Source organism: Bacillus sp. ISL-77 (genome assembly GCF_018613105.1).
Genome location: NZ_JAGGQY010000036.1, coordinates 189811 through 202524, shown reverse-complemented (window position 1 = coordinate 202524; position 12714 = coordinate 189811). Strand labels below are relative to the sequence as shown.

The following is a 12714-nucleotide window of genomic DNA, read 5'->3' as shown; positions in this document are numbered from 1 at the left end:
TTCCCATAAAAAAATGCGCCTCCCTATTCAAGAAGGAGGCGCATTTTGTTATTTACTATTTGGACGGTTATGTTTTAGTGCTTCTCCAGTTGTAAATTCAACCAGTTCTTCACTATCTCTCATTGGTTTTTTGCGATTATTATTACGCTGAGCATTTTGATTACCAAGCTTCTGTCTTCCCACACTACCATCTCCTTTTTCGAGAAATACATTGATAGTATGAGTGAAAATAATTAGTCTTATTCTTTTTTGAGGACTGGAGCTTTTTCTAAATTTAGTCATTTGCTCATAATACTAGTTCTTTGGATGTAAGTTCGCCATTTCCAAACTTTTCCTGAATCTCGATGATGGCAGCTTCTTCAAGCCACCATACATTATCTCCGTATTTTCTGGTCTCTTTGTCCTTCTTCAGAAATCAGACCTTTGTAAAACACTCTTTTATGCAACGGAACGTTTAACTCACGGCAATACTGTTTCAATTCTCTTTCTTCCCTTTCGGTAACAAGCGAGATTACAATCCCATTTGCACCCATTCTTCCTGTTCTTCCAGCTCTGTGCACATATTGCGATATATCCTTCGGAGAATCAATATTGACCACATGGGTAACCCCTTGGATATCAAGTCCTCTCGCCGCCACATCTGTAGCAATTAGCATGTTCATTTTGCCATCACGGAAAGACTTTAATGCAGCCTGCCTTTCGAGCTTTTTCATGTCGCTATGCAAGATTCCGATCGATAAATCTTTAAAATGTAATTTTTCCTTAAATACTTCAATTTCACCAATATCATTAATAAACGCAAGCGATCTACTATTTTCTAAGCGCGTGATTTTTTCGAGGAGCTTGATTTTATCTCTTGGATCACATGAAAAATAAATATGCTCGACTTCTCCAGACGAAGCAAGTTCATCCTTTTCGATGCGAAGAACTTCCGGGTCCTTCGTCATTTCTTTTGCCAATTTCTCTGTTGCCGGTTTCATTGTAGCAGAAAACAAAACAACTTGGCGGTCACTCATGGTTGATTTCACAATGTTTTGGACTGTATTAAGATGCTCGTGAATAAGTAATTGATCACCCTCATCGAGAACAACCAATTTTACTTCATGCATTTTCACCTTTTTCTGTTTGATCAGTTCAAATAGACGACCAGGTGTTGCAAAAATAACATGCGGGCGTTTCTTTAATTTTTCAAGCTGGCGTTTCATATTGGCTCCGCCGATAATTGAAGTGCCCCTTATTCCGCTGCCTTCCGACCATTTTTGAAATTCTTGATAGACCTGCATCACCAGCTCCTGCGAAGAAGCTAACACAACCGCTTGGAGAGATTGTAAACTTGGGTCCATTTTATCTAACAATGGCAGCAAATATGCTAGCGTTTTTCCAGTACCTGTCGGTGACTCGGCAATTAAATTCTTGCCTTCAAGAATCATTGGAATAGCGGCAACTTGAATGGAAGTCGGTTGTTGAAATCCTGACTTTTCCCAGGCTTCCTGCAAGTATGGTTTTAGGGTATTTAACATATTGAACTCCTTTATATAAAAATCATTTTTCTTATTATTTGTCTTTCCATATCGTATTGATACTAACTGAATAACCTTGGAGTGTCTAGTTGGGAATAGAGGAAAAGTCATGATGCAGTATTAAAGTAGAGGACAATCCACACCATATGATAAACCAAGACGGAGAGATAAAGAACACAGGTGGAAACCAAAAGAGTCCGAATCCACCCTTTTAGTGGTCGCAAGTAGAACAAACCAAGCAACAAGAGGGGCAGAAAGATTTTTATGATGTAAAAATAGGACCAGCTTTTTTCAATTACAAGCTTCATCATTGGATTTCCCTCTTCAACAATACCTGAAACAATTCCAAAATGGGTTAGAACAGCATCCAACAGTCCAGCAACTAGTAAAAAGAAACAGAGTCTCATTATTTCCACCTCAAATGAATTAGTTCAAGTAGTCTCCATTATTTCTAATGATATTTATGCTGATACCTAAAGAGTTTTTCTTTTGTTCTTAAAAACGAACGAGAAAGTGATATGAAAGAGCTGCATGAGTCAACAGCCCTAGTTTCTTCAGAAATTACTAATTCACATATTTCCCACTGTCAGGCCGGCCAATTTCAGCAAAATGCTCCACTAAATAATTTAGATTTTCTGCTAGGTCCTCCCCACTCATCGGAAGTCCATGACCAGTCACTGCTACTTGCGGCTTGAGTGCCTCTAACTTTTTTACAGATTCAAAAGCAGCATCCCAGTCAGTTGTATAATATTTTGGGGGACCGCTAATCTCTTGTGTTTGCGTCATTACCTTATAAAGGGATTCTTGTTTTACCGTCACAAATGCATCTCCGGCAATCAGTGTCCGGTCTTGTTCACGGAATAAGGAGATATGTCCCGGCGTATGCCCGGGTGTATGTACCCACTTCCAATTAGGCATATTTGGAACGGTTCCATCTGCAGGAAGCATATGAACATGCGCACTAATATCAATTCCATGGTTGGGGAACATCGGCGACATTTTTGCAACAAGTCCACAATCAACATTAGGGTCACCCGGCGGATAATCTAACTTTCCAGTCAAATAAGGAATTTCCAGCTCATGTGCATAAACCGGAATCTCCCATTCCTCCAACAATTCAGCCACAGATCCAACATGGTCAAAATGTCCATGCGTTAATACGATTGCTTTAGGAAGGACACCCTCACCAAAACGTTCTTCAACCATTTCCATTATTTCATTTGCTGACTTTGGCATGCCCGTGTCAATTAAAACAAAATCCTCCGACTCATTCGGGTTGCCTACAACTACTAGGTTCACGATTTTGTCGGTGTAACAATAAATATCAGGCAAAATTGCCATTCCAACTCCACTGCCGATTGAGGTCACTGGAAGAAAGGTTTCTTCAAATTTACTATCCTGATTGCGCTCCAAAAAAAAATCCCTCCCTTTTTGTTTATTATTTATCTGTAAGGGAAAATTATTACAACCTCTTATCCTTGGTTCTTTAACGTTAATATTATAACGAATTTTCCGTTCTTAATATAGTTTTTATTTTCAAAAAAAAACTGCCCACAAGGAGCAGCCTTTAATCAAATGTTCGCAAAGTCATTTTATACAGATTACGATTAATTTCCTCCGAATGAATAATATTTTCATTGAAGCTTATTTTGATTTTTCCACTACCGGACATGATCTTTACTTTTTCAATCCCATTGGTTCTTTGCATCTCTCTTTTAATCTTCCCGATACATCCTGAGCATGCGACCTCATTCAATGCCAATTCCATGATACTCATTCGAATCAATCACCTCTTGTTTTTTTTATTGTAATGCGAATCGTTCTCATTAACATTGATCTATATCAAGAAAAGCAGAATTGATGTAAATCACTACAAGGATTGATCAAAACAGATACTATCAAGTTAATAGAAATGTGGAGGAGTGACTTAAGAATGTGTTGTAACCATTGCTGCTCTCAGGAATCATCGTGCATTACATCCGTACCTGTTTTTAAAGGAATGAAGGAAGCGGATCGTCAACAGCTGCAAAAGGTAACAAGAAGCAGAAGCTTTGTGAAAGGAGAATTTATTTTTCGAGAAGGAGAACATTCTGAAACATTATTCGTTGTCAATGAAGGACTGATCAAGTTAACAAAAATGTCCCCAGAAGGGAAAGAACAAATTGTTAGATTGCTGTTCCCTGGGGACTTCTTTGGGTTATTTTCATTATTAAAAAATGAAAAACACTATATGAATGCAGAAGCCGTGGGATCTTAAACGGTTATTTGTTATATCGAAAAAAAGGACTTTCTTAAAACAATGGAAAATAACGCGGAGTTGTCTTACCAATTCTTACTGGCCGTAAACGACAGGCTATTTGAAGCAGATGAGTCGGTTGGTTTCCTAAGTTTACTAGAGGTTGAACAACGGCTTGCAAGAGCACTTATTCTCTTTCATGATAAAATGATTGCTAAGAACGGGACCTTTTCCTTGCCAATCACAAAAAAGGATTTAGCTAGTTATATTGGAACAACTCCAGAATCGGTAAGCAGAAAGTTGTTGTCGTTCATGTCGCAAAAGCTGATTAGCATGGTCGGACGCCGCCAAATACAGATTCTAGAGTTGCACCGGCTTAAGCAGATCGCAGGTATTAGTTAATTTCATCTAACTTTATTGCCATTAGTCTAAAATGCATGGGTTCAATTTCGTTGACAATTACATTCATACCTAATGATTGTAAACTGCCAATAAGCGGTTCACCACGATGTGGCAAATGAATTTCAAATAAGGTTCCTACAGGTGCAGCTTTCACAAAATTTATTATTTCTCGTCGCGGATGTTCCCCCTTTGCAATGCGCTCGCGGATATCCATGACTGCTTTTTTATCAACTATTTCAAACATAGTTCTCGCTCCCCTTTGTTAAGAGTTTAAGTTTATGCTTCAGTTTATCACCATTCTTCTTTAATGAAATTGATTTATATCAAGTTTGAGTTTGGAATAAGTACGATAAATACGGCTCAATACACTGTGTATTCCTATTATGTTATTCCTGTTTTGGTCGGTTTATTTTTTATCTTCGGACTGGGGAGTTACTGGCTAGTATTTCGTAGAAAACATACTTAGGACGAAGAGACTTTGGAGGTTTTTCCTTTTAGATTGATGTGTTATTTCTTAAACCAAACAAATCTGATTGTGGCCTTTAACAGAAGAAGCGTGAATCCAGTTGAGATTCACGCTTCTTTTTTATCCATAATGGTGCCTGACACCATTTCATTTCTGACGCAGGACTGCGCGAACTGGACTCCCGTCTCCTTCGACTAATGGGAGCGGCAGGGCAATGAGTTCGTAATCTCCTGGTTCGATTTCATCGAGCATTAGTGACTCTAGGATGTGAATGCCATGTTCATTCAAACTATGATGGGCAGGCAGCTCTTTACTGTCGATTGGATCAACAGATGGAATATCCAAGCCGATAAGCTGAATCCCTTTCCTTCCTAAGAAAGGAGCTAAGTTTGGCTCAATATGTGGGATCTTTTCAGGGAATTGATTGGGATTTTCCCACGCAAGGGTTCTGAACAACACCCGTTTGCACCCATCAAGATCCATCTCTCTTAAATCAGCTGCACCAATGCTTTCCTTTCCAATCATATCAATAACTTTCGCTGGACCGATGTATAGATTAAGGTCCAACTCAATGATTTTTTTTCCCGCGTTATCAAAATGAAACGGAGCATCCACATGTGTTCCCGTGTGGGTACTTAATTCGAGTCTGCCAACATTAACAGAGCCGCTTTCCTCCATTGGCCATGAGACCTCGTATTTAAAGGCGGTATCACCCGGCCAAACTGGCATCCCGTTTATTAGCTTTCTAGAAACATCAAAAATCTTCATTCCAATACACTCCCCTAGACACTATTCTTGACTGTATCACCATTATTTCATTCTTTTTCATTAGAATCCATGAAAAAAAGACAGGTTTGATTCCTGCCTTTATTAATGAAACGATTTCCAAAATTCGCTGTTAGCATTAATGATATTCTTTAGGTCCTCAAAAGGGATGGTAAAGGTAGGAAAACCAGCTGCAAAAGCGGCGATTTCATATGGATTAAAGTAGATATTCAAGCCCGCCTCACTAATAAAAAATGGCTGATCAGCTTGGATTCCATGGTACTCATCAGGAAATAAGTAAGATGAATATTTTTCATTACTTTTTATTTGATCACCAATCAAATCACTGATAACTTTCACATACGGGCTGCCAGACTTAAAGAGGTCTTTTAATTGATAGATCGAGCCTGTTTTTAGGTTAATATGAGTATATTTTTCCACTGGCATACCGTGAGCGGCACAAAACGGGTAGTCATACCCTGTTATCTTAATGACCAGTAAATTTTTCTCGTAAAGGGTAACCTCAAAATCCCCCGTATAATTCGATTCCAATTGTGTGTGTGCCGGCATGGGTTTTACCCCCGCTAGCTCCTTTAAAGCATGATTTACATTTTCATGATGAATTTTCATACCTTCAATCTGCGGGAAATAGACTAAATAATCCTTATTCGGCTTATATTTTTGCTCGACAATTGAGTAGTTATTATTTAGCGGAACAATCGTGGCTTGCTTCCAGAGTAACTCACCATTTCGATTAAAATAGTGCAGGCGCTCGTCAACATCACCTTTGATTAACGTTTTCTCAAAACTAAGCGAGCCGCTGCCCCTTACCATTGGCAGCTGTTCGATTCTCTTTCCAAGTTTGTCAATAAAGTAGGTATGCTGAGCATCGGAGACAGAGGCAAGGCCGTCCTGAAATTTGGTGATTCCATTAAAGATAAATCCTGTAAGGATATGACCACCCGAATCTGCTAAGGCGTAAATAAACCTCCTACAGGGTAGTTTCGGATCCATCTCTTTCCCGATGGCAAAGCGTCCCTCATCTAGATATAAGATTTGGTTATAGTTTGGCTTAATCACATAATGGCCAGTTCGATCAATAACGCCATACTGTTCCCTATTATTATCTGACAAACTAACAATGGCACGCCCGTCTATAAATGAATCTGCAGATGAAAATTTAGGCTCTATGACGATTTTCCCCTGTTCATCGATATATCCAATCTTCCCATCGTTGTTTTCCTTAAATGCAAGCAAACCTTGGCCATAATTACTGACATAAGCATAAGGGTACGATTGTAATGTCTTTCCGGTAAGGTCGATTAATTGAAAACTGCCATCTTTTGTTTTTACAATTGCTTTCCCCTGATCAAAATCACTTGCGGTTTCAAAGGTTATCGGAATAACCACTTTCCCTCGTTTATTCAAATAACCGTATAAATACTGCCCATGCTCATCTATTTCTACAGCACGTACGCGCCCCTCTTTATACTCTCCGACAATAATCGAATAAGGCCGATCCGTGATTTCTTTGCCACTTTCATCAATCACCTTGAATCCTTGAGGGTCGTTGACAACGGCCCGGCCTTCTGAAAAAGGATTAATTGTATCGTATTTGGGCTGCACAATAAAATACCCTTGGGCATTAATAATTCCTGATTTGTCCATTAAACCAACAATAGCTAAACCATTCTCCTGAAAATCCTCGGCATGTTCATAGCTGTTAGGAAGAATCTGTTTCCCTTTCGCATCGATATAGCCCCACTTCTTTCCGCCAATTTCTTTCTTCACCACTGGGAAAAGGTAGACGGCTCTTGTATCTCGAAAAATTGAAAGCACTCGGACCGCCTTTTTCTCTACCTCAGGAGGCATGGGATAATAATATATAAAATGACCAAAGTAATTTTTCAGAACAAATAAATAGGGCTTTCGGTTAAGACGATACACCCCAAATATTTCACATAGGCCATCCCCATCTATATCCATATATTTGAGCATCGCTTGTGAATCTCGATATTCCAATTCTGCTCCAGCTGGGAGGTATGGCACTATCCAAGTTATTAATTCTCTGTTAGATCCAAACATCATAACTCACCCATTTTAGTTTTCTATATTTATATGATGAAATGTGGGCTATGTGTTTAACACTCATACGGGAAAACACCGCTAATTATTTTATGTTTTTGGCTTCTGGGATTAGTTGTTTCCATTCTTCATAGGAGATGATTGAATCCCAGTGACCTGTTATTTTTGCAAAAGTAATAATAACGAAAAACAGCACGAAGAAGGTAACTGGTACAAACCATTTATTCACCTTTTTACGCGCAACCGTCATGTTGAGTGTGTCTTTTACGGGGCATGCCTCTACACAGGACATACATGCTGAACAATTAAGAGAATTTACAGTCTCCACCTTGTGTACCTTTAATCGTTGCGGACAAACCTTTGTACACATTTCGCAGTTTGTACAAGTATCTTCATTCCGCTCAATTTTTGTAATCCTAAAGATACTTCCAAGACCAATTAATGCACCGTACGGACAGAGGAAGCAGCACCAAAAGTTTCTAAAGAATAATGACAAGATGAAGATCACAATAATAAACTTCAAGGCAAAGCCGCCAAGATTGGTGAATAAAAGAAGCATTTTCACATCAGAGACCTTATTATACGGCTCCTCGAGAAAGCTTTTAGCAGTAAAAGCAGGCATTTGAACAACCATTAGGACAAAAAAGAGCATCAATAAGTATTTAATAGGTGCTAAAAGCCAAGTTACCCATCGTGGAATTTCAAAATTTCTTTTAAACATCTTTCTGCCAAACCAGCCAATCATTTCACTAAATGTTCCAACAGGACATATCCAGCTGCAGAACGACTTACGAAGAATAATTCCTGCACCCACAAAAAATGCTAGTAAAACCAGACCCGCAGGATGAATCACATCAAACTCTCCACTCGTCAGCCATACCTTTAAGGCGACCAAGCCGCTGATTGGCAAAAACCCTTCGACCGCAGATGGCCGTTCAACGAAAGGAGTTTTTCCGAGGGTTTCAAAATGCAGATAAAATTGATAAAACTGCAGACCAACATATAGTAAAAACAGCAGAAACAAGCCCTGAACAGTATATCTTGTAATTTGCACAGGCTTACGTTTCAGCTGTTTCTTATACCACGCTTTTGACTTCATAAGGGTTTCCTCCAATCCTGTTACATCAACTATAAAGAACATACAATGCATGGAATGTGATAAAAGTCATTGAGAATATTGAATTCATAAAGAGTTCACATAACCATTCTTTAAAACGTCAATTAAGTTCATTACCATTGAAGAAAACCCCATAAGACAAGGCCAGAGGATGTATCCCCTGGCCTGTTTTTGTTTCTATTTTTCTGAAGCAAATAAAATATTATTCTGTTTCCGTGCTTCTTCTGTGATTCGAAGGACAATTTCGCTCCAACTTTTTAATTGCTGATATTCTTGATCATTTTCGGTTTCAATAATCCTGGCAATATTCTTACATTCATAAACCATATTTTGTTCATCTAGATCGACACTCAAGGTCTCGCTCTCTAATCCACGGTTGTCAACGAAGGTTATTTTTGAAATCGGGGCCGCATCTTCGAGGACAAAGGTTCCCTTTTCACCATGTATTTCACAAGGTAATTCCGAATGAGATATTTTCGAACATAGGATTGTACAAACAAAATCGTCATACGTTAACACAAGTGTTCCACTTCCATCCACACCGCTGCGGAGGAGGACCGGGTGATAGGTTACCTGCTTGGGCTCACCAAACAACCCGACGGCTAAATAGAGTGGATAAACACCTAAATCAACAAGCGCGCCACCAGAATAGGTAGCAGAAAAAATATTTGGTTCCTCCCCTTGTAAAAATAAATCATAACGGGAGGAATATTTCATGTATGGTAACATGGTACTTCGCAACTCCCCGACCATAGGGAGCTTGTCCTTTAATATTTTGAAATTAGGGGTATGCACATTTCGAATTGCTTCAAATAAATAAACCCCATTTTCCGCCGCTGTCTGGTATGCCTTCGCCAACTCTGCACTATTTGAAAATATCGGTTTTTCGCAGATCACGTGTTTCTTATTTTTCAAAAACATTAGTGTCTGGTCAAAATGGACTGAATTTGGCGATGCTATGTATACAGCTTCTATTTCAGAACTTGACGCCATCTCCTCTAGATCTGTATAAAAATTAGGAATGTTATATGTATCTGCAAATTGTTTCGCTTTATCCTCTGTTCTGGAATAGACACTAGTTAATTGCCATTGACCGCTAAGTTGTGCTGCTTGGATAAATGATTCAGTAATCCACCCTGTTCCGACTGTACCAAAGTTAATCATTGTACTTCCCCTTCCTTTATATATCTTCAAGAAACCATTGTAGTCTTTTTCAACCTCACTTGCCAATTCCGAATTTCAAAAAAATGAGCAAACATTCCATTTTATGTGTGTTTTTCACATGAATTGTAGGGAACAATGGAAAAATATCAGTATTTATGTTATTTATAAAGTAGTAGTTAAGAATGAAAGAGGTTGAAAAGGGTGGAAAATCATACATCAAATTTTATTAAAGATATTATGATAAAAGATTTGGAGTCCGGAAAGCACAACAAAATCGTCACTCGGTTCCCGCCAGAGCCAAACGGTTATTTACATATCGGACATGCAAAATCGATTGTAATCAACTTCGGCTTGGCAGATGAATTTAACGGGCTTACCAATTTACGCTTTGACGATACGAATCCGTTAAAAGAAGATATCGAATATGTAAATTCGATCAAAGAAGATGTAAAATGGTTAGGCTTTGAATGGGATAACTTATTATTTGCATCGAATTATTTTGAAGAAATGTTTAGGAGAGCGGTTCTTTTAATTAAAAAAGGATTAGCCTATGTTGATGACCTGTCAGCGGATGAAATTCGTGAATACCGTGGAACACTTACCGCGCCCGGCAAAAATAGCCCCTATCGCGATCGCTCCATAGAAGAAAACCTTGAATTATTTGAAAATATGCGAAATGGTATGTACGACAACGGTCAAAAGGTCCTGCGGGCAAAGATTGATATGTCATCACCAAATATTAATTTACGTGATCCAGTTATTTACCGAATTGCACATGCGACGCACCACAACACGGGTGATAAATGGTGCATTTATCCAATGTACGCATTTGCTCATCCACTCGAAGATGCGATTGAAGGGGTAACTCATTCGATCTGTACGATTGAATTTGAGGACCAACGCCCCCTTTATAATTGGATTGTTGAAAACTGTGAAATGGAAAGCATCCCACAACAAATTGAATTTGGCCGCTTAAATGTAACCAATACTGTGATGAGTAAACGAAAGTTGAAGCAATTGGTTGACGAGGGATTTGTTGATGGCTGGGATGATCCTCGTATGCCGACGATTTCCGGGATGAGAAGAAAAGGATTTACACCAGAATCGATTCGTGCTTTTGTCAGTGAAACTGGCGTTCATAAGGGTTCAGGTGCAGTTGATTCACAAATGCTTGAACATTTTGTCCGTGAAGATTTGAAATTAAAAGCACCTCGTACCATGGGTGTAATCAACCCATTAAAGGTAGTCATCACGAATTATCCAGAAGGACAAATTGAATTGCTTGATGCCGAAGTCAATTCAGAAAATCCTGAGATGGGATCAAGGAAAATTCCATTCTCTCGTGAAATCTATATTGAACAAGACGACTTCATGGAGGAACCACCTAAGAAGTATTTCCGTCTATTCCCTGGCAATGAGGTCCGCCTTAAAAACGCTTATTTCATTAAATGTGAAGAAGTTGTCAAAGATCCAAATGGTAAGGTCGTCGAACTGCGCTGTACCTATGACCCTGAAACAAAAAGTGGTACAGGTTTTACAGGCAGAAAAGTAAAAGGAACCATTCATTGGGTGGAAGCAGCCCATGCAGTTCCTGCTGAATTCCGACTTTATGAGCCGCTTATTTTGGATACAGCTGATGAAGCTGACGGGGCTGAAAAATCCTTCCTTGATAACGTTAATCCACATTCACTTGAGGTGTTACAAGGTTTTGTAGAACCAAACATGAAGGAAAGCAGACCGCAGGAAAAATTCCAATTCTTTAGACACGGTTACTTCAACGTCGATCCCAAAGAAACGACAGTCGATAAGTTAGTATTTAACAGGATTGTTTCCTTAAAAAGTTCTTTTAAAATATAACAGTAAAGAACCAGGCGCAAAACATTGCCTGGTTCTTTTTCTATTCTATAATAGTGATGGGTACTTCTAAGATAATTTTGGTTCCCATCCCAGGGGAAGAACTAATAAATAGTTCTCCTCCGACAGAGCGAGCACGCTCATCCATACTAAACAAACCTACACCCACGGATTGATTTTTAATCTCAAAACCCTTTCCTTTATCCTCAACCATAACCCGGACGATATCATCCAGCTCTCTAACAGTAACTGTTGCTTCGGTAACTTCTGCATATTTTCGGATATTTGTTAGCGCCTCCTGAATAATCCGGTAAATCGTAAGTTCAATGCTGATGTTCAGGCGGCGATTTAGCACGCATTCAAAATAAACATCAATACTATAATGGTCAGAGTAACGTGATAGAAATGAGCGAATGGCTGGTACTAAACCTAGGTCATCTAATACCGACGGCCGCAGCTCCCATGAGATTTCGCGGATTTCTTCGATTAACTGGGTTGCTTCTGTTTGCATCTGCGAAAGAAGCGGATGATCCATTTCAGCAAGGAGTCGATTTATCGTTATTAAATGACTATAAAGATTTTGACCTATGCCATCGTGTAAATTTCGCGACAAACGCTTACGTTCTTCTTCTTGAACATTGATGATGGTTGTCATCATGTTTTGAAGTTCTCGTTCGACTCGCTTTCGCTCAGTGATCTCATAACGAATCGCTAAGTATTGATAAGGCTTTCCTTTTTCATTTAAAAAAGGGACAATCGTGGTATCCATCCAATAATTTGTACCATCTTTTGCCCTGTTACAAATTTCACCTTTCCAGACTTCACCGGAACCAATTGTTTTCCACATTTTTTTAAAAAATTCTTTTGAATGGTACCTGGAATTCACAATTCGATGATCTTGACCCAGCAGTTCTTCTCTGGAATATTTCGAGATATGACAAAATTGATCATTTACATATGTAATCATCCCCCGAGAATCTGTGATGGCAACAATAGAAGATTCATCGAGCGCAAATTTTATATCTACCAATTCTTGCATCGATCTTTTTAATTCTATCTCAAGGTCTGCGAGATTATTTGCAGGCTGGTCCATTTTCTTGTTCAT

The 12714-nt window shown here is 39.0% G+C and carries 14 protein-coding genes; 3 read left to right on the top strand and 11 right to left on the bottom strand.

Going from position 1 to position 12714, the window contains the following annotated elements; all coding sequences use genetic code 11:
- Positions 1-48: 48 nt before the first annotated feature.
- The 5 genes from J7E77_RS31180 to J7E77_RS14735 form a co-directional block, all read right to left on the bottom strand.
- Positions 49-183: a hypothetical protein gene (locus tag J7E77_RS31180; protein ID WP_282599650.1), complete on the bottom strand. Its 135-nt coding sequence runs from the start codon at positions 181-183 to the stop codon at positions 49-51.
- 191 nt (positions 184-374) lie between these two features.
- Positions 375-1520 (bottom strand): DEAD/DEAH box helicase, encoded by a 1146-nt coding sequence (locus J7E77_RS14750; protein ID WP_214715312.1) that lies wholly within the window; start codon positions 1518-1520, stop codon positions 375-377.
- Between the two features lie 107 nt (positions 1521-1627).
- Entirely contained in the window at positions 1628-1927 is a 300-nt protein-coding gene (locus J7E77_RS14745; RefSeq protein WP_214715310.1) for a DUF5658 family protein, read from the bottom strand.
- Between the two features lie 157 nt (positions 1928-2084).
- On the bottom strand, positions 2085-2933 hold the full coding sequence (locus J7E77_RS14740; protein ID WP_251026931.1) for an MBL fold metallo-hydrolase: 849 nt from the start codon (positions 2931-2933) through the stop codon (positions 2085-2087).
- Between the two features lie 154 nt (positions 2934-3087).
- Positions 3088-3297 (bottom strand): heavy-metal-associated domain-containing protein, encoded by a 210-nt coding sequence (locus tag J7E77_RS14735; protein ID WP_088085779.1) that lies wholly within the window; start codon positions 3295-3297, stop codon positions 3088-3090.
- Positions 3298-3453: 156 nt separating this feature from the next.
- On the opposite strand from J7E77_RS14735, the gene J7E77_RS30610 reads away from it, so the two are divergent.
- Together J7E77_RS30610 and J7E77_RS30605 are read left to right on the top strand one after the other, a co-directional pair.
- Positions 3454-3777 carry a Crp/Fnr family transcriptional regulator gene (locus tag J7E77_RS30610; protein ID WP_251026932.1) on the top strand — a complete coding sequence of 108 codons (324 nt, stop codon included), beginning with the start codon at positions 3454-3456 and terminating at the stop codon, positions 3775-3777.
- Between the two features lie 42 nt (positions 3778-3819).
- Positions 3820-4158, top strand: coding sequence for a Crp/Fnr family transcriptional regulator (locus J7E77_RS30605; RefSeq protein ID WP_251026933.1), 339 nt, complete (start codon positions 3820-3822; stop codon positions 4156-4158).
- On the opposite strand, the gene J7E77_RS14725 is transcribed toward J7E77_RS30605, so the two are convergent.
- From J7E77_RS14725 to J7E77_RS14705, 5 genes are all read right to left on the bottom strand, one after another.
- On the bottom strand, positions 4151-4402 hold the full coding sequence (locus J7E77_RS14725) for an amino acid decarboxylase (protein ID WP_214715309.1): 252 nt from the start codon (positions 4400-4402) through the stop codon (positions 4151-4153). The genes J7E77_RS30605 and J7E77_RS14725 overlap by 8 nt on opposite strands.
- 369 nt (positions 4403-4771) lie before the next feature.
- Positions 4772-5392 carry an arylformamidase gene (gene kynB / locus J7E77_RS14720; protein WP_214715308.1) on the bottom strand — a complete coding sequence of 207 codons (621 nt, stop codon included), beginning with the start codon at positions 5390-5392 and terminating at the stop codon, positions 4772-4774.
- Positions 5393-5494: 102 nt separating this feature from the next.
- On the bottom strand, positions 5495-7474 hold the full coding sequence (locus J7E77_RS14715; RefSeq protein ID WP_251026934.1) for a WG repeat-containing protein: 1980 nt from the start codon (positions 7472-7474) through the stop codon (positions 5495-5497).
- Positions 7475-7559: 85 nt separating this feature from the next.
- Positions 7560-8573 carry a 4Fe-4S binding protein gene (locus J7E77_RS14710; protein WP_214715307.1) on the bottom strand — a complete coding sequence of 338 codons (1014 nt, stop codon included), beginning with the start codon at positions 8571-8573 and terminating at the stop codon, positions 7560-7562.
- Between the two features lie 195 nt (positions 8574-8768).
- Positions 8769-9752 carry a Gfo/Idh/MocA family protein gene (locus J7E77_RS14705; RefSeq protein WP_214715383.1) on the bottom strand — a complete coding sequence of 328 codons (984 nt, stop codon included), beginning with the start codon at positions 9750-9752 and terminating at the stop codon, positions 8769-8771.
- A gap of 204 nt (positions 9753-9956) precedes the next feature.
- On the opposite strand from J7E77_RS14705, the gene J7E77_RS14700 reads away from it, so the two are divergent.
- Positions 9957-11612, top strand: coding sequence for a glutamine--tRNA ligase/YqeY domain fusion protein (locus J7E77_RS14700; RefSeq protein WP_214715306.1), 1656 nt, complete (start codon positions 9957-9959; stop codon positions 11610-11612).
- Positions 11613-11652: 40 nt separating this feature from the next.
- Here J7E77_RS14700 and J7E77_RS14695 read toward each other — a convergent pair whose 3' ends face one another.
- Positions 11653-12702 (bottom strand): PAS domain-containing sensor histidine kinase, encoded by a 1050-nt coding sequence (locus J7E77_RS14695; protein WP_214715382.1) that lies wholly within the window; start codon positions 12700-12702, stop codon positions 11653-11655.
- Positions 12703-12714 lie beyond the last annotated feature (12 nt).